At 60.9% G+C, this 24,225-nt stretch carries 25 protein-coding genes; 18 read left to right on the top strand and 7 right to left on the bottom strand.

Features of this window, described 5'->3' with window-relative positions; genetic code table 11:
* Positions 1 to 3 precede the first annotated feature (3 nt).
* The 11 genes from ACA041_RS11615 (at position 4) to ACA041_RS11565 (ending at position 9,939) form a co-directional block, all read left to right on the top strand.
* Positions 4 to 1,503, top strand: coding sequence for a hypothetical protein (locus ACA041_RS11615; RefSeq protein WP_497441217.1), 1,500 nt, complete (start codon positions 4 to 6; stop codon positions 1,501 to 1,503).
* Between the two features lie 7 nt (positions 1,504 to 1,510).
* The gene (locus ACA041_RS11610; RefSeq protein WP_497441216.1) at positions 1,511 to 1,927 is read left to right on the top strand and encodes a Zn-ribbon domain-containing OB-fold protein; all 417 of its coding nucleotides are present in this window, start codon (positions 1,511 to 1,513) and stop codon (positions 1,925 to 1,927) included.
* Between the two features lie 8 nt (positions 1,928 to 1,935).
* The gene (locus tag ACA041_RS11605) at positions 1,936 to 3,465 is read left to right on the top strand and encodes an AMP-binding protein (RefSeq protein WP_497441215.1); all 1,530 of its coding nucleotides are present in this window, start codon (positions 1,936 to 1,938) and stop codon (positions 3,463 to 3,465) included.
* Positions 3,462 to 4,646: a thiolase C-terminal domain-containing protein gene (locus ACA041_RS11600; protein WP_497441214.1), complete on the top strand. Its 1,185-nt coding sequence runs from the start codon at positions 3,462 to 3,464 to the stop codon at positions 4,644 to 4,646. Before ACA041_RS11605 ends, ACA041_RS11600 begins: the two co-directional genes overlap by 4 nt.
* Complete coding sequence (locus ACA041_RS11595) at positions 4,643 to 5,710, top strand: alcohol dehydrogenase catalytic domain-containing protein (RefSeq protein WP_497441213.1); 1,068 nt, start codon at positions 4,643 to 4,645, stop codon at positions 5,708 to 5,710. Before ACA041_RS11600 ends, ACA041_RS11595 begins: the two co-directional genes overlap by 4 nt.
* On the top strand, positions 5,707 to 7,248 hold the full coding sequence (locus tag ACA041_RS11590) for an acyl-CoA carboxylase subunit beta (protein WP_497441212.1): 1,542 nt from the start codon (positions 5,707 to 5,709) through the stop codon (positions 7,246 to 7,248). Before ACA041_RS11595 ends, ACA041_RS11590 begins: the two co-directional genes overlap by 4 nt.
* 357 nt (positions 7,249 to 7,605) lie before the next feature.
* Complete coding sequence (locus ACA041_RS11585) at positions 7,606 to 7,986, top strand: RidA family protein (RefSeq protein WP_497441211.1); 381 nt, start codon at positions 7,606 to 7,608, stop codon at positions 7,984 to 7,986.
* A 201-nt stretch (positions 7,987 to 8,187) separates the two neighbouring features.
* Positions 8,188 to 8,493: a type II toxin-antitoxin system TacA family antitoxin gene (locus tag ACA041_RS11580; protein ID WP_497441210.1), complete on the top strand. Its 306-nt coding sequence runs from the start codon at positions 8,188 to 8,190 to the stop codon at positions 8,491 to 8,493.
* Positions 8,451 to 8,969, top strand: coding sequence for a GNAT family N-acetyltransferase (locus ACA041_RS11575; RefSeq protein WP_497441209.1), 519 nt, complete (start codon positions 8,451 to 8,453; stop codon positions 8,967 to 8,969). Before ACA041_RS11580 ends, ACA041_RS11575 begins: the two co-directional genes overlap by 43 nt.
* A gap of 269 nt (positions 8,970 to 9,238) precedes the next feature.
* Positions 9,239 to 9,493, top strand: coding sequence for a DUF6555 family protein (locus ACA041_RS11570; protein ID WP_497441208.1), 255 nt, complete (start codon positions 9,239 to 9,241; stop codon positions 9,491 to 9,493).
* A 53-nt stretch (positions 9,494 to 9,546) separates the two neighbouring features.
* Positions 9,547 to 9,939 (top strand): GFA family protein, encoded by a 393-nt coding sequence (locus tag ACA041_RS11565; RefSeq protein WP_497442055.1) that lies wholly within the window; start codon positions 9,547 to 9,549, stop codon positions 9,937 to 9,939.
* A gap of 74 nt (positions 9,940 to 10,013) precedes the next feature.
* On the opposite strand, the gene ACA041_RS11560 is transcribed toward ACA041_RS11565, so the two are convergent.
* From ACA041_RS11560 to ACA041_RS11550, 3 genes are read right to left on the bottom strand one after another with little or no spacing between them, the layout of a single operon-like run.
* Complete coding sequence (locus ACA041_RS11560; protein ID WP_497441207.1) at positions 10,014 to 10,868, bottom strand: DUF3618 domain-containing protein; 855 nt, start codon at positions 10,866 to 10,868, stop codon at positions 10,014 to 10,016.
* On the bottom strand, positions 10,865 to 11,296 hold the full coding sequence (locus tag ACA041_RS11555) for a phage holin family protein (RefSeq protein ID WP_497441206.1): 432 nt from the start codon (positions 11,294 to 11,296) through the stop codon (positions 10,865 to 10,867). Before ACA041_RS11555 ends, ACA041_RS11560 begins: the two co-directional genes overlap by 4 nt.
* Positions 11,296 to 11,949, bottom strand: a complete 654-nt coding sequence (locus ACA041_RS11550; protein WP_497441205.1) for a hypothetical protein — start codon at positions 11,947 to 11,949, stop codon at positions 11,296 to 11,298. Before ACA041_RS11550 ends, ACA041_RS11555 begins: the two co-directional genes overlap by 1 nt.
* Before the next feature lie 212 nt (positions 11,950 to 12,161).
* Here ACA041_RS11550 and ACA041_RS11545 point away from each other — a divergent pair, with 212 nt between their 5' ends.
* Positions 12,162 to 12,692: a short chain dehydrogenase gene (locus tag ACA041_RS11545; protein WP_497441204.1), complete on the top strand. Its 531-nt coding sequence runs from the start codon at positions 12,162 to 12,164 to the stop codon at positions 12,690 to 12,692.
* A gap of 160 nt (positions 12,693 to 12,852) precedes the next feature.
* Positions 12,853 to 13,089, top strand: a complete 237-nt coding sequence (locus tag ACA041_RS11540) for a hypothetical protein (RefSeq protein WP_497441203.1) — start codon at positions 12,853 to 12,855, stop codon at positions 13,087 to 13,089.
* Between the two features lie 33 nt (positions 13,090 to 13,122).
* On the opposite strand, the gene ACA041_RS11535 is transcribed toward ACA041_RS11540, so the two are convergent.
* The 3 genes from ACA041_RS11535 to ACA041_RS11525 form a co-directional block, all read right to left on the bottom strand.
* Positions 13,123 to 13,785 carry a glycosyltransferase family 2 protein gene (locus ACA041_RS11535; protein ID WP_497441202.1) on the bottom strand — a complete coding sequence of 221 codons (663 nt, stop codon included), beginning with the start codon at positions 13,783 to 13,785 and terminating at the stop codon, positions 13,123 to 13,125.
* A gap of 108 nt (positions 13,786 to 13,893) precedes the next feature.
* Positions 13,894 to 15,684 carry a thiamine pyrophosphate-requiring protein gene (locus tag ACA041_RS11530; protein ID WP_497441201.1) on the bottom strand — a complete coding sequence of 597 codons (1,791 nt, stop codon included), beginning with the start codon at positions 15,682 to 15,684 and terminating at the stop codon, positions 13,894 to 13,896.
* A 185-nt stretch (positions 15,685 to 15,869) separates the two neighbouring features.
* Positions 15,870 to 16,745 (bottom strand): LysR substrate-binding domain-containing protein, encoded by an 876-nt coding sequence (locus tag ACA041_RS11525; protein WP_497441200.1) that lies wholly within the window; start codon positions 16,743 to 16,745, stop codon positions 15,870 to 15,872.
* 109 nt (positions 16,746 to 16,854) lie between these two features.
* Here ACA041_RS11525 and ACA041_RS11520 point away from each other — a divergent pair, with 109 nt between their 5' ends.
* The 5 genes from ACA041_RS11520 (at position 16,855) to ACA041_RS11500 (ending at position 23,056) form a co-directional block, all read left to right on the top strand.
* Positions 16,855 to 18,381 carry an ABC transporter substrate-binding protein gene (locus ACA041_RS11520; RefSeq protein ID WP_497441199.1) on the top strand — a complete coding sequence of 509 codons (1,527 nt, stop codon included), beginning with the start codon at positions 16,855 to 16,857 and terminating at the stop codon, positions 18,379 to 18,381.
* A gap of 76 nt (positions 18,382 to 18,457) precedes the next feature.
* Entirely contained in the window at positions 18,458 to 19,129 is a 672-nt protein-coding gene (locus ACA041_RS11515; protein WP_497441198.1) for a dimethylsulfonioproprionate lyase family protein, read from the top strand.
* Positions 19,126 to 20,079: an ABC transporter permease gene (locus ACA041_RS11510; RefSeq protein WP_497441197.1), complete on the top strand. Its 954-nt coding sequence runs from the start codon at positions 19,126 to 19,128 to the stop codon at positions 20,077 to 20,079. Before ACA041_RS11515 ends, ACA041_RS11510 begins: the two co-directional genes overlap by 4 nt.
* Complete coding sequence (locus ACA041_RS11505; RefSeq protein ID WP_497441196.1) at positions 20,076 to 20,969, top strand: ABC transporter permease; 894 nt, start codon at positions 20,076 to 20,078, stop codon at positions 20,967 to 20,969. The genes ACA041_RS11510 and ACA041_RS11505 overlap by 4 nt, the downstream gene beginning before the upstream one ends.
* Positions 20,966 to 23,056, top strand: a complete 2,091-nt coding sequence (locus tag ACA041_RS11500; RefSeq protein ID WP_497441195.1) for a dipeptide ABC transporter ATP-binding protein — start codon at positions 20,966 to 20,968, stop codon at positions 23,054 to 23,056. Before ACA041_RS11505 ends, ACA041_RS11500 begins: the two co-directional genes overlap by 4 nt.
* A gap of 340 nt (positions 23,057 to 23,396) precedes the next feature.
* Here the strand turns inward: ACA041_RS11500 and ACA041_RS11495 are convergent, their stop codons facing one another.
* Positions 23,397 to 24,170: an L-iditol 2-dehydrogenase gene (locus ACA041_RS11495; protein ID WP_497441194.1), complete on the bottom strand. Its 774-nt coding sequence runs from the start codon at positions 24,168 to 24,170 to the stop codon at positions 23,397 to 23,399.
* Positions 24,171 to 24,225 lie beyond the last annotated feature (55 nt).

The raw sequence follows: 24,225 nt of genomic DNA, 5'->3' as shown, positions 1-24,225 counted from the left end.
CATGTGCTGAATCAACTACGCGAAAAAGTACAGGCGGAATTCGCCCGCACCGGCAAACGACGCCGTATCCAGCTGGTCGATGCCACCCTGCGTGACGCGCACCAGTGCCTGTGGGCTACCCGCATGCGCACCGAGCACATGCTGCCGATGGCCGAGCGTCTGGATGCCTTGGGTTTCGACGTGATAGAAGCCATTGCCCTGGTGCAGTTCGACGCCAGCGTGCTGTTCCTCAATCAGAATCCGTTGGAGCGCCTGCGCCTGTTGTCCGAGCGCGCGCGCCGCACGCCACTGCGCGGCATCGTACGCAGCAACATGTTGCGCAGCTTCTACCCCGAGCCGGACGACCTCAGCGAGTTGTACGTCGAACGCCTGGTCGCCAACGGTGCGCGCGATATCGCGTTCCTCGACTCCCTGCACTGCTGGGATAACCTTGTACCTGCGATCACGACGGCCAAGCGACTGGGCGCCACCACCACCCTCGCCCTGATTTACAACCTGGCACCGGGCTACGACGCGGCGTTCTATGCCGCCAAGGCGCGCGAGGCCATCGAACGCTTCGACATCGATGCCTTTGCCTTCGGCGATGCCGGCGGCAGCATGACCGTGGAGCAAGTGCGCAGCATTGTGCAGGCGATCAAGGCCGAGATCGGCGACCGGCCGCTGGAAGTGCTCACCCATTGCCTGAACGCTACCGGTTCGCTGGTTGCAATCGAAGCCGCGGTGCACGGTGCCGACCGCTTGCTGTGTTCGATCGATCCGCTGGCCAACGGCAATGCCGGGCCATCGGCACAGATGTTGGCCCGCAACCTGCGCGAGATCGGCTTCGATGTGAGTTTCGATGATCGCGCCGCGGACGAGATCGGTGACTACCTCGCCGGGATTGCCGAAGAGAACGGCCTCCCCGTGGGTGTCCCGGCGGAATACGACCCGGCGCACTTTGTCACCCAATACGCTGGCGGCGCCATGTCCAATTTGCAGTCGCAACTGCAGCTGGCGGGGATCGCTGACAAGCTGCCGGTGGTACTCGAGGAGATCGCCCGCATCCGCGTGGAACTGGGTTCGCCCGTGATGGCCACGCCCTTCCCCGCGATGATCGCCGCACAAGCAGTGATGAACGTGCTCAGCGGCGAGCGTTACAAGGTGGTACCGGACGAAGTGAAGAAGTACGTGTGCGGCTACTTCGGCGCCCTGCCGCTGCCGGTGGACCCCGACATCAAGGATCGCGTGCTCGCCAACGGCTCCCGCGAGATCGCCATTGAACCACCGGCGCTGGCGCCCAGGGTTCCCGAGCTGCGTCGTCGCTACCCTGGTCTGTCGGATGATGAACTGCTGCTGCGCGCCATGTACGGCGACGAAAAAATCACCGGGCTGATACCGACCGTGGTCGACGACACCTTCAGTGTGCGGCGTCCGCTGCACGAACTGATCGCCGGCCTGGCCAGGCTCCCGGAGCAACGCCATGTGCATATCGCCATGGCCGGTTTCGAACTGCGTACTCGCTGAGGCTGCCATGTCGACTCCTATCCCTGCACGGCCACTGCCGCAACCCACCACCGAGACGGCCGCCTATTGGGCGGCCGCCCAGGAGCAGCGACTGGTGATCCAGCGTTGCGGTAACTGCGGCAATTGCCAGTTTTACCCACGGGCGTTCTGTATCGGCTGCCTGTCAGACCGCATCGAATGGATCGACGCCAGCGGTCAAGGACGCATCTACAGCTACACGGTCTGCCGGATCGCCCCCTCGCCGGCCTTCGAGTCCCGGCTGCCCTATGTCGTGGCACTGATCGACCTCGACGAAGGTGTGCGCCTGGTGGCCAATATCCTCGATGCCGACCTTGAGCGCGTCGCCATCGGCGCCCGCGTCGGCGTCTGTTTCGAGTCCGTCAGCGAATCCTGCACGCTGCCCCAGTTCACTCTTTTGGATTAGCCGTCACCATGGAAATGATTACCGACCACTTCGATGCCGGCGCCAACCGCCACCCGGACAATGTCTGCCTGCAAGGCACAGGTTTCAGCCTCACCTACGCCGAGGTCCAGGCCGACTCCCATGCCATCGGCCATGCCCTGTCGCTGCTGAACCTGAGTTCGCCCCATGTCGGCGTCCTGGCACCCAACCATCCGCTGAGCTTCGTCGCCATGCTGGGCGCCTTGCGCGCGGGGGCCACCTTCATTCCCCTGAACGCCCGTGATTCGATTGATAGCCTGATCTGGTTCATGAGCTTCACCCGCCTGTCCGTGCTGGTGCTGCACTCCCAATACGCCGAGCATGCCGAGCGCATTCGGGCAGGCGTACCGACCCTGACCACTGTGATCGGTCTGGACGAACCGATTGCCGGGTTGAGTATCGCCAACTGGTGCCGGGAACATGCAGGTCAGCGTTGCATCGTGCACCAATCCCTCGACGACACCGCCCTGATCAAGTCTTCGGGAGGCACCACCGGACGGCCGAAGGCAATCCTGCAAAGCCATCGTGCACTGCTGGCCTGCTACCGCATCAGCAACCAGTTCATGCCACCGGCGAAAAGCCCCGCGCACCTGGTCGTGGCACCGCTGACCCATGCTGCGGGCGCGACCGCCATGGCGTTGTCGAGTTTCGGCACGCGCAACGTGATCGCCCCCTCCGCCGACCCTGGTGCGGTCCTCGAAACCATCGAACGCGAACGCATCACCCACCTGTTCCTGCCGCCGACCCTGATCTACCGATTGCTGTCGCATCCGGATGCCAAAACCCGTGATTGCTCGTCACTGGAATACGTGATCTACGGTGCCGCGCCGATGTCCGTGGACAAATTGCGCGAAGGTATCGCGTTGTGGGGACCTGTGTTCGTACAGTGTTATGGCCAATCCGAAGTGCCAGGCGTGATCACGGTGCTGACCCGCGAAGATCACATGCGTGACGGCAAGCACCTGGGCTCCGCCGGCCGCCCCACCGGCGCCTGCGAAGTGGCATTGATGGATGAGCAAGGACGGATCGTCGAGTCCGGCGAACGCGGCGAGATCGTCGTGCGCGGCGAGCTGGTCGCCCCGGGTTACTACGACAACCCGCAAGCCAATGCCGAGGCCCGACGGTTCGGCTGGCACCACACCGGTGATATCGGTGTTTTCGACGAAGGCGGTTACCTGTACATCGTCGATCGCACCAAGGACATGATCATCTCCGGCGGCTTCAACATCTACCCGAGCGAGATCGAACAGGTGATCTGGGCGCATCCGGCGGTCATGGATTGCGCGGTGGTCGGCATACCCGATGCCGACTGGGGCGAAAAAGTCATCGCCGTCATCGAACTCAAGGCTGGCGCCAGTGCGACTGCTGAAGCGTTCATCGCGATCTGCCGTGAAAAACTCGGCAGCTTGAAGACGCCCAAACAGGTGCTGTTCTGGGAGAGCCTGCCGCGCAGTCCGGTCGGCAAGGTGTTGAAGAAAGACGTGCGTGCGCAGCTCGTCGCGCAGGAGCCGCAACCATGACAATCGACGCTTCCGGTCTGGCTGGCCGTTACGCCATTGTCGGCGTGGGCGAGGCCGGTCTTGGCAAGGCTCAACCGGGTGACACCGCGCTGTCGCTGCAATGTCGGTCGGCCCGCGACGCCTTGCTCGATGCCGGGCTCACGCTCGCGGATGTCGATGGGGTATTCGCCCACTGGGACGACCGCGCCAATGCGCTGCTGGTGAGCGAGTACCTGGGGATCACGCCGCGTTATGTCGACAGCACGGTGGTGGGCGGTGGCTCGCCGCTGACCCACTTGATCCATGCCATGGCTGCCATCGATGCCGGCTTGTGTTCGGTAGCGCTGGTCACTTACGGCAGCACCCAGCGCCTGGATCACAGCCGCAACCGAGGCGGCGTTATCAGCGACCCGCGCTCGCCGTCGGGACAATTCGTCGCGCCCTATGGCGTGCTCAACCCGATCAGCTGGTACGCGATGCTTGCGCAGCAGTATCTGCATCGCTATCAGGCGAGCCCGGAGGACCTCGGCGAGGTAGCGATCAACGCGCGGCGCTGGGCGCAATTGAATCCCCAGGCCACGCTGCGCAAACCTCTGACGATGGAAGAGTACCTGGCTTCGCCACTGATTTCGGACCCGTTGCGCAAGGCTGATATCTGCCTGGTCAGCGACGGTGCCGGTGCGTTGATCCTGACCAAGGCCGAACACGCGCGCACGCTGGCGAAACCGCCCGTTTTCATCCGCGGTTTCGCCGACACCTATGTGCATCACGTGACGCCGCTCGGCCCCACCGACTGGCTCGACCCTGGCGTGATCGGCGATTGCGCAGAACGGGCGCTGCGCATGTCCGGCATTGCCCGGGACGAATTGAGCATGGTGCAGATATATGACGCCTTCACCATCAACGTGCTGGTCGCACTCGAGGCCATCGGCTTCTGCGCGCCAGGCCAGGCTGGCACATTCCTGCGCAGTGGCATCGCCGCGCCCGGCGGCGCATTACCGGTGAACACCTCGGGCGGCGGACTGGCCTTCAATCATTCGGGTCAATTCGGCATGCAGTTGATGATCGAATCCGTGCGCCAGCTGCGTGGCGAATGCGGCGAGCGCCAGGTCGCCAATGCCAGCAGCTGCCTGGTCCAGGCCAGCGGGCTGCTGATGTCGGCATTCATGTCCATGGTGCTGGCCAAAGGAGACGGTGAATGACTATGAAAACGCCAACCCCGATTCGAACCATGCAGGCCTTTCGCATGTTCGACTGGCAGGACGGCGGTCGCCTGTGCGAAGTGCCTGTGCCGGTTCCCGGCCCCGGTGAAGTGCGTCTGCGGGTCGGAGGCAACGGCGTTTGTCAGTCGGATCTGCATGCGTTGGACGATCTGTGCTGCTCGCCTGCGCACCTGGATGTGCAGCTGCCAATGACCCTCGGTCATGAGATCGCCGGCTGGATCGACGCCGTGGGGCCGGGTGTCGCGTCCTGGATAATCGGACAGGCGTGTGCCGTAAGCACACCCGGCTGTGGTCATTGCCAGGCCTGCATTGACGGCTGGAACAACTACTGCTCCGCCTCGCGGCGCATCTACGGCGGCGGCTATGACGGCGGGCTCGCCGAATACGTCGTGATACGCGAGGACTGCCTGGTGGATATCGGCAATCTCGAACCCTGGAAAGCCGCACCGCTGACCGACGCCGGGCTCAGTTCCTACCATGCGGTCAAGCGCGTCGCACCGCTACTGCGACCCGGCAGCAGTGTGTTGGTCATCGGTGTCGGCGGGCTGGGGCATATCGCTATCGCTGCACTTGGCGCGATCACGGCGACCCGCATCATCGCCATCGACACCCGCAATGAGGCCTTGGGGCTCGCCGTCGAACAGGGAGCAGAACTGGTCCTGGATGCAACGGAGTTGGCACCCGACGTGTTCATCAAGCGTGCTGGCATGGTCGATGCGGTCCTGGATTTTGTCGGCAGCGGCGACTCCATGCGCCTGGCCGCCGGCGTGATTCGCCCCCTCGGGCACATCGTGGTGGTCGGGCGCGGACACGGTGCATTCGAGCTGCGCAATGGTTCGCTGCCCTATGGCGCGATGATCAGCACCACATTCGGTGGCAGCAAGTCCGAGCTGATCGAACTCGTCGCGCTGACGTCTGCTGGCCGTTTACCGATCCACCTGAAGCGCCACCGGCTGGACGAAGTGCCAGAGGTCCTGCGCCAAATGCGTCGCGGCGAAATCGTCGGACGTGCCGTCATAGTTCCCAATGAGACTTACCAATGACTCGCGAACACTCATCACCCGAACAAGAACTGCACGCCCGCCGCGCAAGCGCCCTGCAGATGGGCGGCGAGGCCAAGCTCTCACTGCGCCGCGACGCGGGTGTGCTCAACGCACGGGAACGCCTGGAGGGTCTGCTGGACCCACAGTCGTTCAGCGAGATCGGCATGCTGGCTCACTCGGCCCGCCCCGAGGATCGCGACAGCACACCGGCCGACGGCAAGATCACCGGCTTTGGCCGCATCGACTCGCGCCGGGTGGCCGTGGTGTCCAACGACATGACCGTGAAAGGCGCATCGTCGTCGTGGATCAATGCCCGCAAGATCGCCTACATGAAGGAATGTGCCACCCGCAACGGCATGCCGCTGATCTTCCTCGGCGAATCGTCGGGCCAGCGCATGCAGGACGCGATGGGCGCGGGCAGCATGGCCGGTGGCGGCCAGGATGCCCAGCAATACTGCCGGCGCCGCGAGACCCCGTGGGTCAGCGCGGTACTCGGCCCCTGTTTTGGCTCGGCGAGTTGGTACTCGTGCCTGTCCGATTTCACGGTGATGCGCAAAGGCGCACTGCTCGCCGTCTCCAGCCCGAAGGTCACTTCGGTGGCGATCGGCGAGTCGTCAGATACCGAAGAACTGGGTGGCTGGCGCATGCATGCTGAAATCACCGGATTGGCCGACATGGTGGTCAACAATGACCAGGAAGCGCTGACCGCGATCCGGCGTTTTCTCAGCTACCTGCCCTCTCATTCGAATGAGGCGCCAGCCGTACTGCCCTGTGGACCCGAGGACCGACCCGACCCGGCAGGACCCGAAAGCATCGTCCCGGTCGAACGCAGCAAAACCTACGACATGCGCAAGCTGCTCGCCACGCTGGTCGATCGCGACAGTCTGTTCCCACTCAAGGATCGTTTCGGCCGCTCGGTGGTGACCGCCTTCGCCCGTCTCGAAGGCGCCAGTATCGGCATCGTCGCCTCCAACCCGCAATTCAAGGGCGGGGCTCTGGACGCCGATGCCTGCCGCAAGGCCACCGGCTTCATCGCCCTGTGTGACTCGTTCAACATCCCGCTGATATTTCTGGTCGATACCCCCGGTTTCCTGGTCGGTATCGAAGGCGAAAAACGCAGCGCACCCGCACACATCATGAACATGATTCACGCCGTACAACTGTGCTCGGTGCCGAAGCTCTCGGTGATCGTGCGCAAGAGCTTCGGTCAGGCCTATCTGAATTTCGGCGGTGGCCGCAATAGCGACCAGTCGGCCGCCTGGTGCATGGCCGACGTCAGCTTCGTCGACCCCGGCGTTGCGGTCAGCGTCGTGCATGACGTGACGCGCGAGAGCGATCCCGAGCGCTATGCCCAGCTCCACGCCGAATTCTCAAAAGACACCTCGGCTTTCGCCCTGGCCGGTGCGATGGGCACCCACGAGGTGATTGCACCGGGAGAAACCCGGCGCTTTCTTGTCGAGGCGCTGGCGGCTCAGCGACGCGGATTCAATAACGGTGTCGGGCGCCATGAAATGCGTACCTGGCCGACTTACTTTTAACCTGCGGCCAGCTCACGTGATCACACTTGCGGCGAGTTCATCTCACCCTGAACGACATCGATGCCGGATGCCAGCCCGCCTTCGCGAGCAGGCTCGCTCCCACAGTGGATCTTCGCCGCACTCGGAACTTGTGTACGCCCCGATTCCCTGTAGGAGCGAGGCTTGCCCGCGAAGAGGCCATGTCAGCCAACATCGATACCGGATGTCAGCCGCCTTAGCGAGCAAGCACCGAACAAAAGAGGCAAGCCCCCTCGCTCACTCGGGCTTTTCCACGCGGTCGATGTAGAATCAGCGGTCCATCGCCCTGCCCCAAGGCGCAAGGCCGCCACCCTCATCACCCCTGAACAAGAGATCCCCATGGCAAACCACGACATCACCTTCGTACCCGATCCCGACGCGGACTCCATCTCCTCCGACGTCGCCGGTTTCGGCGGCCTCCTGGTCTCCACCCAGATCCCCACCCACGCCGATGGCAGCCTGGAATTGGGCGGCATTACCGAGCAAAGCGAGTGCACCCTGCAGGCACTCAAGGTCGCCCTCGAGCGTGCCGGCAGTTCCATGGATCGGGTTCTGCACCTGACCATCTACCTCACCGACATGGCCGACCGCGCCGCCTTCAACGAGGTCTACCAGCGCTTCTTCGCCAAGCCCTGGCCGGTGCGCGCCGCCGTTGGCGTGGCCGCTCTGGCAGTGGAAGGCATGCGGGTTGAAGTCACCGCGATGGCAGCCAAGGGCTGACCCCGCTGGCGCTCGCAGTCAACCTGCACAGGCGTTCGCACGGTGGCCGGGAATTTCACCCGGACCACCGCCATCTCACGGACCGAATTTGTCGCGACGCCCGTATAGCTTTTTGCGTTACATGTAGACGTCTACTACACAGACTGCCTATACTTTAACGTGGGAACTTACAGGTGCCCCCCGAAAAACAGGACCAAGACCATGACCACTCTATTGCCTGCAAAAGCTGCTGCAACAGACAGATCCAAACCCGTCCCGATCAACATGCGGGTCGATTTCAGAAAACGAGACTTGATCGATGTGGCCGCAGCCATTTCGGGAAGCGATCGGACAAGCTTTATCCTGGATGCTGCTTGTAAAAAAGCTGAGGAAGTCATTCTGGATCAACGTCTGTTCGTCCTTGCCAACCATGAGTTTGATGCATTTGAACAAGCGTTGGAGTCAAATCCGTTAAGGAGTAACGAATGTCTGCGCCAACTGCTGGAAAGGCCACCTCGCTGGAGCTGACCGCCCCGGAAAAACTGAAGGACATCCACGATCTGAGCGCGTTCGATTGTTGTGATGATTCGATCAACGAATACTTGGCAAAGAAGGCTTCCAAGGTTCAGGACTCCAGATTTGCCACAGTGTTCGTCACTTGCCTGAAGGGCAGCAAAACCGTCGTTGGCTATTACACGTTGTCGAGCGGCATGATCATTCGCGCAAACGTGGTACCCAAGAAGGCACAACGCAATTCACCCGACCAGCATCCGATCACGATTCTGGGGCGGATGGGGGTATGCAAGTCCGCTCAAGGCACCGGGCTGTCGATTGACCTGCTCAGAGATGCCATTATCCGTGCGATCGCAGCATCCAGCGAAGTCGGGTCAACCGCCCTTGTAGTCCACCCGCTGAATGAAAGGCTGGTGACACTCTATGAAAAGGCCGGGTTCATCCGCAGCCCGCAACTTTCTCCAATCACAATGATGCTTCCCCTCACCTGATTGCCCCGTCGAACGCAGATGGACGCCAATGTCTGAAACACCCGCTCGCCCAGCAGACTGACAACGCTCACCCCACGGCCATCTTCTCCGTCAGGCCACTGGAAAGTCAGTGGCTGATGAAAGCGGCACATTGGCCAAAATCAGCTACAGTAAAAAGTCTGAAATCGCTTTATGTGATCCAAATCAACCAGTAATCAGGGCCAGGCAATCCTTTTGAATTTTTTTTGACGCGACCACTCCTTTGTCTATGAGCAAATGGAGGGGGTCTCATGAATACCGGTCTTTACGTCATTGAATACAAGCTTCACGGGGAGCCGAAGTCGTTCATCATCCGGGCAAAAATGATGCGCAATGCCGATGCATGGCACTGGGCAAGCTGTGATGCCGGAATAGCTTCCATCCCTAAACCGGGCCGACCGCCGCTTAAAATCATCTCCAAGCCTCAAGCGGAGAAGTATGGAGTCACTGACGTTAAATGGCGCGAATCCGCAAAACTGGATTGGACAGAGGTTTCAACGTCATGACCCAAAACCCGCAGCAATTCGTGATCACCGATATCAATGATCAGGGCAGCGTGATGCTGAAGAAAATCGGCAACACCGCTATCCGCCCGCATCACCGGGCCAGTTGTCACTGTGGCGCCGTCATTCTGGAGATCCATTTGCCGGACGGTGTTCCCAGTCCGCACCGCTGCGACTGCTCGTTCTGTAAACGCAAAGGCTCGGTCGTCGCAGCAGTCGCCTGGGCAGACCTGAAGGTGATCAGGGGCAAGACCGCGTTGTCGAGATATCAGTTTGGCAAGCACGTGGCCGAGCATTACTTCTGCAAGAACTGCGGCACCTATACGCACCACCGCCGCAGCACCAATCCGGAAGAGTTCGGTTTCAATGTCGGCTGCCTGGAAGGGGTCAATCCCTTCGATTTGAACGATGTCCCGGTCGCGGATGGCGGGACTTGGAACTCACTGTAAAGCCGGTGAATCGAAGTTTGCTGTGGCCTGAACCAAAACGGGAGGTCCGTTGCAGACCTCCCGTCACCGCCTGTTTACGAAGTACCCAGCCCTCGCGACAGGTCGGCGGCACTCCCTGCACTCCCTGCGCTCGCTTCGTTCGTAGTTGCCGGGCGCTGCTCGCCATCCGGCTTACCGTCCATCTCCGGGTGATCCGTCGTCTTTGTCACCGTATCGCGCACCGCCTCAAAACCCTCCTTGGCCTGTTGCTTGACCTTGTCGGCCAGGCCTGCGCTGGTCTTGCCCAGGTAGCGTTGCTCAGTCGCCGTCGAAGGTAATGCCGCGCCCAACATCGCGCCCAATGCAATGCCCGCAGCAGCGACCATCAGCGGCTGTTCCTGCAGCAAATGGCGAAACTGATGACTGACCGCCTGGGTGCTGTGGACCAGCCGGTCACTGGCATCATGCACGGCATGGCTGATGTTTTCCTTGGCCGCGCCCAGATTATCGCCCAGGTTCGCCGCCTTGCCCTTGACCGACTGATAGCCTTCCTTGAGGGTATCGGCGCTCTGGTGCAAATGGTCACGGGCGCTGTCGATACCGTCGCTCAAGCCATCGACCCACTCCCCAGCCTTGGCGACCGGGCCCGGACCGGTTCGATAGGCCGGACGTGGCGTCGGTGGACGGTTCTGGCTCATCATCATCCACAGCAGCCCGACGGAAGTCAGGACCACGGGCACCGGATTATTACGGACACTGGTCCCCAGGTTGGTCAGGAACGTCGTGCCGTTGCTTTGCATCATGCTCAATGCCTGATCGAATACCTGACCCGGAGTGAATTTGCTTTCCAGGGCATCGACGATATTGCCGATGCTGGCCCGTTGCGCATCGATTTCACGTTCGATGGCTTCGGGACTTTTGTCTGCTTCGATTTCAAATTCACGGCTCATGAGACTTTCCTCCGCAGCGCTTCCTGGTCTTTGCTCAAGGCGTCCAGCGTACGTTCGGGCTTGAAGTGGGACGGCTCGAATTGTTTTTTACCTGTTTGCAGCATGGCGAACCCGATGATCATCACCACTACGCCGACAATCAGCGCGGCCAACCACGGCGCCATGAACAGGCTCAGGCCGTAGACGGCGGACATCAACAAGATGATGAACCCCGCCAGCAGCACGATCGCCCCACCCGCCACGCTGGCAATGCCGGCCTTGAGCGTAGTGAGGCTGGCTTGCAATTCGGCCTTGGCCAGCGCCAGTTCCTTGGTGAAGAGGTCGGGCACTTCGCGGGACAGCTGGCGCAACAGTCCGATGACCGAAGCGTCCTGTTCAGGCACGGACAGCGGTCTTGTGTTTGGCAGATCCGGATCTTTTCTGTTCATCACAGCTCTCCTTTGAAGGATGTCGAACCAGGGGTCGACGACGTGGCAAAGTCCGAAGGGTGGTCTTGCTCACTCGGCGAGGCCGGTGTGATACCGGTGGCCAGGCCTGCCCCTGAATCGGAGCGCGGGGCAACGGAGGTTTCATAAGGGCGTTGCGCACCATAAGCGTCCGATTCGGGCATCGAGTTGGCGGTGGCCGGTTTATCGGCACCTGCAACGGTTGCTGCGGGGCTGCTACCGGCTTTCAGGAAGCGCGACAAGCCAAAGCCCAGCGCGATGCTGCCGGCAATGAACAGGGCCGGATTGTTACGCGCCAGGTCGGCACTGTCGTGGAGCAACTGTTCGGCACTTTTGCCGCGCAGACTCCCTGCCAGGCCGCTCATGGATTGCGCCATGTCCGAGAGGTAGTCGGACATGCCAAGCGCGTCCTTGCTTTCCAGTTCGGACACGAAAGACTTGGCGCCCTCGGCCAGTGCCTCGATCTGATCCGCCGCGGTATCCCGGTACTGCCCGAACTGCGCATCCACCTGTTGCCTCGCGCCGCCGAGCACCTGCGTGACGTCCTCCTTCAAATGTTGAAAGTCTTGTTCGGGTCTCCCGATGTCGTCTTGATTGTCTGTCTGAGTCCCAGCTCTGGTGTCTGAAGTATTCATGACGTTCCTCGCCTTCCATATAAAAAAGCGTTACAGGGTCCGCCACGAAATGCCCGTAGCCCCCCTCATTTAAAGGGACGAAGCGGAGTTGTCGGGAGTTCCAAAGGAATGATGAGCGACGCGTTGTGAAGTGAAATACGACATTCAGTCATCTCGATGGAACCCTGTTTTCACCCCGACCTCTATCGCTCACCAGCAGAGGAGGATTGACCATGATCGACCCATCAACCGGTATGAAACCCGGGGAGCGTTATGCCATCGAAAACGGCGAACGCACGCACCTGTTCCCTGGCTTCTTCCTCGATGGAAAGTATTACTTGCAGCCGCAATTGCAGACGGCGATCGGTTGGCTGGAAGGTCAACGGTTTCTGTTCGACGAGCTGAACCCTGGCGGAGAGCCGGTGTATCCGGAACTCGTCGCCGGCACCATCGAAAACCTGACGTTGACCTTGGCCGACGGCGCACGGCTGAAGATCAACCGGGTGCCTTACAGCGTGCAGGGAAATCCGCTCACGGAAAAAATCGAGGACGCCGCCGATGATTTGCCCAGTCAGCTGACCCGGCCACTGCACGACAAAAAGGCGCAGCTCGACGGGGCATCGGGCGGTATCAGTCGAGCCGCAGACCATGCGGTTGCCGCTGCGCCTCGCCCTTCGCTGATGCTTGCGGCAGGCGCCGCGCTGTTGTTTGGCGGTTGCCTGCTCGCCATGAATCGTCAACGGGACCGGCAACAGGATCGCTGACGGCCACGTGCACTCACCCGCGCCACGGGAGCACCTGAGCACTGGCGATTTATAAAATTTATCAATTACTTACATTAACCCTGAATCTTTTTGAATTTTCTCTGAAGCGTTCACTCATCAGGTAGAAAGCCGGCGCTGGATCAACGGAGGTTTGCGGATCATGACCAGGAAAATCCTGAAGGATGCCGATCTGGATCGAGACGAAGAAATGGCGCGCAATACCGAGCTTTTTTTCGAGGCGGATCGACTGGACGCTATCGCTTATAAAATTCTGGATGAGATTGCCGACAGGCCCTCGGCCCTGGCGAAATTCACCGAGGCCAAGGCACTAGCAGATAGCAAACGGATCGAGGCTTATGAGGACTGGATGCGAATTCAGGGCGAAGTCAAAAAATAGCCCTGCCACCGGGTAGCGACATGCACCCGGCCACTACCACCTGGACTCGGCACTGAGTGACACCAGGTATTCGCCAAAGCCGCCACAACATTTGTAATCCCTGCGCGCGCTGGTAACCACCGGATTGGTCGCGGTCCATATGATGCTCGCATTGATCCGTTCAAGTTCGGCAATCAAGTGAACGTCTTCATGGGCGACCAGATGCTGGAAGCCGCCTGCATCCCGATAGGCCGCGGCACTCAGGCCCAGATTGGCGCCATGGATGTGGCGATGGTTCTCGATGAACTGGTAGCGCTCCATGTACCTGGAACGAACCCACTCCCCATGCTCAGCCCAACTTTCCACCTCGACGGTCCCGCACACCGCATCAACCATGAATTCAAGTTGGCGTGAAAGCCAATCGGGAGGCACGACCGTGTCGGCATCGGTAAACGCGAGCCACTGCGCCCCGGCACTGAGCAGTTCTTCGGCGCCGGTCGCCCGGGCTTTACCCACGTTCTGAAAAGAGACCATCAACGCGGTGACTTCCATCGCACAGACCAACCTGTCGGTGTCATCCGAACAGTCGTCCAGAACCACCAGTACAGTCACCTGGCGGCCTCCAAGGCCCGGATGTTTCGCGGCGAGCAAGACGGATGAAAGGCAGGTGGCAATGTGTTTTTCTTCATTATGAGCAGGTATCACGACACCTATCATTGACGTTCCCTCGATTCAGCGAAGCTTATGGTCTTCAGTATCGACCCCTCGCGTTATCGGAAGGTTTAAAGAATGTAACGGGCCAGCTCGCTCCCACCCGTTAGCGTTTCACTGCTTGCCGCGAGGCAATACCGCCCCCAGCACCTGCTTGGCGGTTTGCACGATCACTCCCGCTTCGTTCGGGTCGCCTTTAAGCAAGGTCGAGGCAAACTTCTTCGCCTGTTCGAGCTTGATGTGCGGCGGCAGCGGCGGGACATCGGGGTCGGTCTTGAATTCGATCAGCACGGGCACGTCCGACGCCAGTGCCTGCTCCCAGGCTGCGGCCACGTCTTCTTCGCGATCGACGAAAATCCCCTTGAGCCCGATCGAAATGGCGAACAGGTGATATGGCACGTCGGGGATGTTCTGCGAAGCTTCGAACTTGGGGTCGCCCTCCATCACCCGCTGCTCCCAGGTGACCTGATTGAGGTCTTCATTGTTGAACACGGCACAAATCCATTTCGGGTTTTCCCATTGCCGCCAATACTTGGCGACGGTGATCAGCTCGGCCATGTTATTCATCTGCATCGCGCCATCCCCCACCAGAGCAATCACGGTGCGCTGCGGATAGGCGAATTTTGCCGCGATCGCATAGGGTACCGCGGCGCCCATGCAAGCCAGCCCGCCAGAGAGCGAACACTTCATGCCACGGCGAATTTTCAGGTCGCGGGCGAACCAGTTGGCGCACGAACCCGAATCGCTGGTAATGATGGCCAGTTCCGGCAGGCGTGGCGACAGCTCATACACCACCCGTTGTGGATTGATCGGCTTGGCTTTTGCCATCGCGCGCTTCTCCAGGGTTTTCTCCCAGGTACTGCGCCAGCCTTCGACCTTCTTGCGCCATCGGCGCGATGTTTTCTGTTCCAGCAAGGGCGCCAGTGCCGCGAGTGTTTCGGCGGCATCACCCACCAGGTTGACTTCCATGGGGTAACGCAAGCTGAGCATGTCGGGCTGCAGATCGATCTGCACCCCGCGCGCCTGCCCCTCCTTGGGCAGGAATTCGGAGTACGGGAAACCCGAGCCGATCATCAGCAAGGTGTCGCACTCCATCATCAGCTTGTAGCTGGGCTCGGTGCCCAGCAAACCGATGCTGCCGGTGACCCAGGGCAAATCGTCCGGCAGCACGGCCTTGCCCAGCAGTGCCTTGGCCACTCCGGCGCCGAGTTTTTCAGCCACCGCGATCACCTGATCGGTCGCGCCCAACGCGCCGGCGCCCACCAGGATCGCCACCTTTTCACCCGCATTCAACACCTCGGCCGCTCGCTGCAGGTCAGCCCCATAGGGCACCACCTTCGGCTTGCTGTAGCCGACGCCGGAATGCACGGTGCCGTGAGCCCTGGCCGGCGCCTGGTACTCGGCGTCCTGCAGATCGCTCGGCAGGATAATTGCCGTCACGCGACGTTCGCCGATCGCCGTGCGTACTGCCCGGTCGACCAGGTGCCGGACTTGCGCCGGCACCGAGGCCTGCTGCACGAACGCACCCGCCACGTCCTTGAACATCGACACCAGGTCCAGCTCCTGCTGATAGTGACCGCCGAGTGCAGCACGCGCCTGCTGTCCGACGATCGCCAATACCGGCATGTGATCCAGACGCGCGTCATACAGTCCGGTGATCAGGTGCGAGGCGCCGGGGCCGGAGGTGGCGATGCACACACCGAGTTCGCCGGTGAATTTGGCATGGGCCGAAGCCATGAAGGCGGCCATTTCTTCATGCCTGGCCTGAATGAATTCGATTTTGCCCTGGGCCCGGCTCAACGCGCCGAACACCCCATTGATGCCGTCCCCCGGATAACCGAAAATCCGCGTGACGCCCCATTGGCTGAGTCGCTCAACCAGAAAATCACCCACTGTCGTTGTCATGTCGTTCCTCGCCGTTCACCGATGCGCAGAGCATTCCCGAGGACGTCAACCTGAGAGTCGTCCTGAGAGGTGTAAAGGTCTGGACAGCCACGCTGACTTCGAAGTTTCGACGGATTTAAAAGTGGGCTGATCGACCAGAGTGGCCTGCCCGGGTCAGGCGATGCGTGAAGCGCCGCCCCACAGCGTCATTGCGATTGAATCCAGTCCAGGAATCTTCTGATCGGCTGTTCGTTGCCACGCCGTTGCAGATGGGCGAGATACCAACCTCCGGGCTGCATGACGTCCGATTGCGCGGGCAGGACCAGAGTGCCCAGGCGCAGATCGGCCTCGACCAGGAATTGCGGAACCACCACCACGCCTTGTCCGCTGATCGCCGCCTCAATCGCCAGCAAACAGCTGTCGAACCGCGGCGCGTTTTTTTGCACAAGGTTGGGCAGACCGATGCTGCGGGCCCAGATCGAAGAGTCTTCAGTGGCCCCGGAAATCGCCAGGAACGGGACGTGACGCAGATCGTCAGGCGTCGCAATGGCCTTGGCCATCTCCTTTGAACAGACCGCCACAAGCCGCTCCTGCCGCAAGAGCGTATAGGTCAGGTTCGGTCGATCCGGCGTACGGGTGTAGATGATCCCGACGTCGGCACGGGCGGGATTGAACTCCCAATCCAGCAGGCTCGCGTCCAGGCTGACCGCAATCTCCGGCGAGGCCTCCTTGAATTTTTGCAGTTTTGGAATCAGCCAGCGCACGGCCACGGTGACATAGACCTGCACGGTCAACGAGGTCTGGGTCTGTTTCTCACGAATGAGGTCGGTGGTGAGCGCGATGCGATCCAGGGCATCCTGAATCACCGGAAAGTAAAGTTCGCCTTTTTCGTTGAGTTCTACCCGACCCGGTAATCGGCAAAACAGAGCTGTCCCGAGGTACCGTTCCAAGGACGCGATCTGATGACTGATGGCCGACTGGGTCAGGCTCAGCTCTTCGGCGGCACTTTTGAAGCTTCGCAATCGCGCAGCGGATTCGAAGACTTTCAGCGTCGACAGGGGGGGAAGCGATCTCGAAATCATGCTTGCTCGCGACGTTAAAAAAATTCAAGCGGGGGTTAAATATACTCGTTTGCCTGGGGGGCAAGGCAATTTCATACTCGGCTCATAAAAATAAACCAGGGGCACTGAAATGAAACGTAGTTTGCTTGCATCCTCGGCTTTTGCGCTGGTTTTCGGAACCAGTTTCCTGTCGGTGCCCGCTGTCTCGGCCGCAGAGAAATGCGTGCGCGTGCTGGGGTACGAATCGGACGGCGAGAAACAGACGATGGACCCGGCGGCGTTGATCGGCACCGACAGTGTCTATCACATACGCGCCATCTACGAACCCCTGGTCGACCGCAGCAATACCATGATGCCGATTCCGGTCCTGGCACAATCGTGGGAATCCAACGCGGACGCCACCGAATGGACTTTCCATCTGCGCGAAGGGGTGAAGTTCCACGACGGTTCCGATTTTGATGCGGCGGACGTGGTCTATTCCTATCGGCGCCTGCTCGACCCGGCCATCTCCCCTGGCGGATTTTCCACCCTCTCCTTCCTCGACCCCGCCGGTATCACCGCGGTCGACAAGAATACCGTGCGATTCAAAGTCAAATCGCCGGTGGTCGAACTGCCGATGTTGATCGCGACCAAGTACGCCTTGATGGTGCCCGAGAACGCCAAGGGTGCAGACCTGCGGACCAAGGGCGACGGGACCGGACCATTCATGCAGGAAACCTTCACGACCAACGGTCCTGTGCGGGTCATGCGGCGCAATCCCGTTTACTGGCGCGCCGGTCTGCCGAAAGCGGATTGCCTTGAAATAACCACCAGCCTCGAAGCGACTTCGCGCCTGTCGGCGCTGTTGTCGGGCTCGATCGATCTGTCGCTGGTCGTCGATCCGGCCAGCTTGATCACGCTCAAGGGCAATCCGGCAGTCGATCTCGTATCGACCCCGGGTGCGACCTCGCTGTACCTGGCGGTCTGGACCAACACCGCGCCCTTCGATGATGTCAGGGTACGTGAAGCCTTGAAGCTGGTCATGGATCGGCAAACCATCCTTGATACCGTGTTATTGGGCTATGGCGAAGTGGGCGGCGATACGCCGATACCCCCCAGCTCACCACTGAGTCTGGGCACACCGCCGAAAGCCGCTGACATCAAACGGGCGAAGGCCCTGCTTGCCGAGGCAGGTCATCCCGATGGCATCGCGTTCGATCTTTACACGTCCGACTCCTATCCCGGCATGCTGTTGCTGGCCCAGGTCTACGCCCAGATGGCAGCGTCCGCCGGTATCAAAGTGAATGTCATTACCTCGCCGGCCGAGGGTTACTGGGACACCATCTGGCTGAAGAAACCGGCGGTGATTTCGTACACCAGTGCGCGTCCGCCTGCGGAAGCCCTGACCCTGTCGCTCAACAGCGAATCGGAATGGAACGAGACGCACTGGAAACGGGCGGATTTCGATGCGCTGGTGGTCAAGGCCGGGCAAACCTCGGATGAGCAGGAGCGCAACAAGCTCTATCGCGATGCCCAGCGCATGGTCGCGCAGGAAGGCGGGATGATCCTGCCGGTCTTCTCCTCGGTGGTGGCCGGCCTGCGCAAAGGTTGTACCGGCTACTCGCCGAACGTCGACGTGAACCGCATCAACTATGCCGAGCTGAGCTGCGCCAAGTAGCCGCTCTGCCACCTCGCCCAACTTGAATCCAATCCATTCCGCGGAGCCCGCCGGCTCCGGGGAGGAGGCTGTGCGCATGACACTCCCTTATCTGTCCAGATTTCTCCAATGTTTTGCCGACGCGCTGGATCGCGACGATCAGCCCGTTGCACAGTCGCATGCCAAACGCCTGCGCATTTTGCACTCGGGCCTGTCGACCATCCAGGACGTGCCTGCCGCGAGAGTGCCGGTGCAGACACGCTGTGAAGCCGAGCTACAGACTTATACCGCTGATTGCGATCTGGCCAGGGCGCTCGCGGATCTCATGCCCGCGATCCACCTGACTCGCAGCGATACCTACCTGGCCGCCCCTCCCAGCGCAGACTTCGGCAATAACTACGGCTACGGCGTGATCTGCGGACCCGATAGCGGACCGCCGGCACTGATGAAGGATGGGCACATCTCCTTCGGGCTGATGCTGCTTGGCCCGGCGACGCACTATCCATTGCATAGCCATCCGGCCGACGAAGTCTATTACACCGTCACGGGCCCGTCGTCCTGGCGAACGGGCGACGACGCGTGGTCATCACGCAAGGCCGGCGAAATCATCCATCATCCTTCTTGGATTCCCCATGCCACGCTTGCGGGAGACAGCCCTCTGGTGCTCTTGTACGTCTGGCAAGGCGATCTCGAAACCGATGCGGCCTTTGTCCCCGACAAGATGGCATCGGACTCAACCTCGATTACTCAGGGGGCTGACCCGAAATGAGCATTTTTCGGCTGGTCATCAGCAGGGTCGCGCTATCCGCCGTCACGCTGCTGCTCGTCTCGTTACTGATCTTTCTGATTCTCGAAGCCCTGCCCGGCGATGTGGCAACCCGTATCCTCGGACGTGACGCCACCGCCAAAGCACTGGAAGTGCTTCGCGAACAACTGCATCTCGGCGACCCCGCGTTCAGCCGGTACCTGCACTGGCTGGGCGATTTGCTGCACGGCAATCTCGGGGTGTCGATTGCGACCGGCCGACCGATTGCCGATGTACTCGGCCCGCGCATCATCAATACGCTGCTGCTGTCGCTGCTGGCGTTTGCCATGTACCTGGTGTTGGCAATCGTGCCGGCTGTGATCCAGGCCACGCATCGCGGCAGCAAGGTCGACCACGTTATTTCGGTGGTCACGCTGGTGTTGCTGTCGCTTCCCGACTTTCTGCTGGCGACGATACTGCTGTTCATATTCGCCGTGGCCATGCCGATCCTGCCTGCGCTGGCGACGGTTTCAGACGCCAGCAGCTGGCTGGACAATCTGCGCGCGATGATCCTGCCGGCGGTGACCCTGGCCATCATCATGGCGGTGTATGCGATCCGGGTGCTGCGCGACAGTTTGATCGAGGTACTGCGCTCGGATTATGTGCGCCTCGCCGAACTGAAAGGCTTGCGGCCTTATGCCGTGCTTTGGCGGCATGCCATGCCCAATGCCATTGTGCCGGCGCTCAATATCACGGCACTCAACCTGGGCTTCCTGATTGGCGGTGTGGTCATCGTCGAGCGGGTATTTTCCTACCCCGGATTCGGCACGCTGCTGATCGATGCCTTGCAGTTGCGTGATCTGCCGTTGATCAAGGCCACCGTGATGATCAGTGCCGCTGTCTACATCGCCGCCAATCTGGTGGCCGACATCTGCGCCGTGTTACTTCAACCGCGCCTGAGGACCAGCCGATGAGCCTGACCAACGTTATGTCCGGATTACGCACGCCCACCCTCTCCTCCTGGCCCGGACGCTGGCTGGCGATGCCTGGCTCGTTCAAGGTCGGCTCGATCATCCTCGCAGCGCACGTGCTGTTCGCCCTGATCGGGGTGTTCTGGACCCCATTCGGGTTTGCGCAAATGGGCACCGGCATCCCGCTTTCCGGTATGTCCTGGCTGCATCCAATGGGTGTCGATCAGATCGGCCGCGACGTCCTCAGCCGCTTCATGCACGGCGCGCACATCGTGTTGCTGCTGGCCCTGGCAGGCACCACGCTGGGGATGGTCGCCGGCACTGTCCTCGGACTGGTGTCGGGCTATCTCGGCGGCCTGTTCGACGAGATCGTGCAGCGTCTGGTCGAAGCCATGATCAGTATCCCGTTTCTCGCCCTGGCGCTGGTGACGATCATTGCTGCAGGGCCTGCCCTGGCCGGAGAGCCGGCACTGATCGTGCTGGTGATCGGGCTGGTGTACACGCCGCGTATTGCCCGAATTGCCCGGGCGGCCGCGATGGAAATCGCCACTCGTGAGTATGTTGCGGTGGCTCAGCTGCGCGGTGAGAGTACCTGGTCCATCGTCCGCCGGGAAATTCTGCCCAACACCGCCAACGTGTTGCTGGTCGAATTCTCGCTGCGTATCAGCTATGCGCCGATCCTGATCGGGGCGCTCGGGTTCCTCGGTTTCGGCATCCGGCCGCCGACCCCCGAATGGGGCCTGATGATCAGCGAGAACCGTGGCCTGCTGATCGCCTCACCGGTGACGGTGTTCGGCCCAGGCCTGGGCTTCGCGTCCCTGGTGGTCGGCCTCAACCTCTTTACCGATGGCCTGTCGAGAATGCTCGGCCAACGGTCAGTGGTGGGCGCATGAATAACAATAAAGGTATTGCCACCATGACCAAACTGATCGAGATTCGAAACCTCGGCATCGCCTACGGCGGACAAACCGGTTGGACCGATGTCGTGGAAGGGGTTTGCCTTGAAATCGCCCGAGGCGAGACCTTCGGTCTGGTCGGGGAATCGGGCTGCGGCAAATCCACTGTGGCCTATCGGTTGCTCGGCTATGGCGCCGCCAACAGCCGCGTGCAGAGCGGACAGGTGTTATTTGAAGGCACCGACCTGCTGCAACTTGACGCCAGATCGCTCGCAGACCTGCGCGGCAATCGCATCGCGCTGGTCCCGCAGAATCCGACGACGGCGTTAAGCCCTGGTATGCGTGTCGGGCAGCAGATTCGCGAGATGATCCTGACGCACCACGCACTGCCCGACGGGATCTCCATGGAGCAGCGCATCATAGAGCTGTTTGCCCTGGTCGGGCTGCCCGATGTCAGTCGGCGCTATCCCCATGAGTTGTCCGGCGGGCAGCAGCAACGCGTGACGATTGCCATGGCAGTGTCCTGTAATCCGGAGCTGCTGGTGCTTGACGAACCGACCACGGGACTGGACGTCACCACCCAACGCCAGATCATCCGGTTGTTGTCGGACCTGAGGAGCCGCATCGGCATGGCGATGCTCTACGTCACCCATGACCTGGCCCTGCTGGCGCAAATCGCCGACCGCATTGGCGTCATGTATGCCGGCCAGTTGGTAGAGGTGGCGCCCTGCGAGCAGTTGTTGGCGCACCCTGCCCATCCCTATTCGCGCGGGCTGATCGCTTCGATCCCCTCGGTTCTGCACGGTCATGCAGCTGGACGCGGTCTGCGCGGCATGCTGCGGCGGGATCAAATGGCCGAGGGCTGCAAATTCGAGCCCCGCTGCGACTTCGCGACAGCAAACTGTCGTTCGACCCCGCAAGTCCTGGTGCCCGTGGCTGCCGCGCAATCCGTGGCCTGCATGCGCTGGTCCGAGATTGCAGACACCCAAAACTCACCACCGTCAGCGGCTATCGACCTGCGACCAAAACGCGAGTCGGAACCTTTGTTGTTGGTAAACAATCTCTCCCTGTCCTACGCGCAGTCCGGATGGTTCACAGAGTTGTTGGGCAAACGAACGGTGCCCATTGCCCGCGATATCGATCTCGAATTGCGCGCCGGTGAGATCGTGGCGTTAGTGGGTGAATCGGGCAGCGGCAAGTCGACGATCGCCCGCGCCATCAGCGGTAGACTGGCGCCAAAATCGGGCACCATCAGCGTTGACGGGCATTTGTTGGAGCCTACGCTCGCCGCCAGGTCGGTCCAGCAACTGCGCCAGATTCAATACATCTTCCAGAACCCGGATGCCTCACTCAATCCGCGCCGCAGTGTGCGGGCCATTCTTCAGCGACCGCTGCAGCATTTTCGGATCGAATCGACCCCCGCAACCCTTGAAACCGTTTTGGAAAGTGTCGGTCTGCATGCCGGTTACCTCAATCGTTACCCGGAACAGTTATCCGGCGGCGAGCGCCAAAGGGTTGCCATTGCACGCGCCCTGCTGGTCAGCCCCAAGCTGCTGATCTGCGATGAAATCCTCTCGGCGCTGGATGTCTCGGTGCAGACGAAAATCGTCGAATTGCTCCTGGCGCTCAAGGAGCAGCATTCGGTCGCCATGCTGTTCATCTCGCATGACCTGGCAGTCGTGCGGCAATTGGCCGACCGGGTGGCGGTGCTCTATCGCGGCGAATTGATGCAGATGGTCGATACCGATGCGCTCTTCAATTCGCCCCTGCATCCCTATACCGAAATGCTCCTGCTGGCGGCCCCTGGTCTGCGCAAGGATGACTACGTACCAAAACCGCCAGCGATGCCAGGCGCGCCATCCATCGCCAGTACTGGTTGCCCGCTGGCGGGTCGTTGTCCGCGGCAGATTGGTAGTTTGTGTGCAGAGCGTCGCCCTGCGCCGCAGATGACCCAGGGTGGTTTCATTCGCTGCCATATCCCGCTCGCCGAGCTGGCCCATCACAGTGACGTTTCGGTCAGTGCTCGACATGCTCAGGTTTCGGGTCCTGCTTCGCCTTGTTTGACGTTTCGGTCGATAACCTGAGCTGCGGCGGTGTGCCAGGCAACATCAATATCAACTGACAGTCCCTCTTCGCGAGCAGGCTCGCTCCCACAGGGTTTGGCGGTGTTCACACCAAAAATCCAATGTGGGAGCGAGCCTGCTCGCGAAGGTCATCAACGATAACGCGACAAGCCTGACTCCCCGCGGCGTCCTCGGGTTTTTCGCGAGCAAGCTCGCTCCTACAGTGGCAAGAAATCTGCAGAACAGCGCTGATCCCCTTGTGGGAGCGAGCCTGCTCGCGAAGGTCGTCAACGATAACGCGACAAGCCTGACTCCCCGCGGCGTTCTCGGGTTTTTCGCGAGCAAGCTCGCTCCTGCATTCTCAACTCATCCAGTTGCCGCCGTCGACGTTATACGTTTGGGCCACCACATACTCACTCTCGGACGATGCGAGGAAAATAGCCATTCCCGTCAGGTCTTCAGCCGTGCCCATTCTTCCAAAAGGCACTTCCTGCCCCACGAGCTTTTTCTTTTCACCCAACGGCCGGTTCTCGAATTTGGCGAACATGGCATCGACGCCATCCCAATGCTCGCCGTCCACCACGCCGGGGGCGATGGCATTCACGTTGATCCCGTGCTTGATCAGACCCAGGCCCGCTGATTGCGTCAGGCTGATAACGGCGGCCTTGGTTGCGCAATAAACCCCCACCAGCGCCTCTCCCCTGCGCCCCGCCTGACTGGCCATGTTGATGATCTTGCCGCCATGTCCCTGGCGGATCATCTGGCGCGCCGCGGCCTGCAGGGTGAACAGGGTTCCGGCGACGTTGATCGAAAACAGACGTTCGAAGCTGTCGCGGGTGATGTCGACAATGGGCGCAAGGTCGAACAGCGCGGCGTTGTTGATCAGGATATCCAGCTTGCCTGTCTGCTCGATGACGGCGGCAATGGCGTTATCGATAGACGCCTGGTCGGTCACGTCCATTTCCACGGCGTAGGCGTTTGGGCCCAGCTCGGCGGCCGTGGCCTGGGCCCGCTCGAGGTTGATGTCGGCGATGGCTACCGTTGCCCCTTCATTGATGTAGGCCTGGGCGAAGGATCGTCCTATGCCGCGGGCCGATCCGGTTACCAGTGCACTCTTGCCTTCCAGTCGTTTCATTGATTGTTCATCCGTTTGCTTGAATATCGGTTCGCCCGGTTCAGGGGCATTGGCG

The organism is Pseudomonas sp. LBUM1676 (assembly GCF_059695605.1).
The sequence above is the reverse complement of the archived record's forward strand: the minus strand, read 5'-3'. Positions and strand labels throughout refer to the sequence as shown.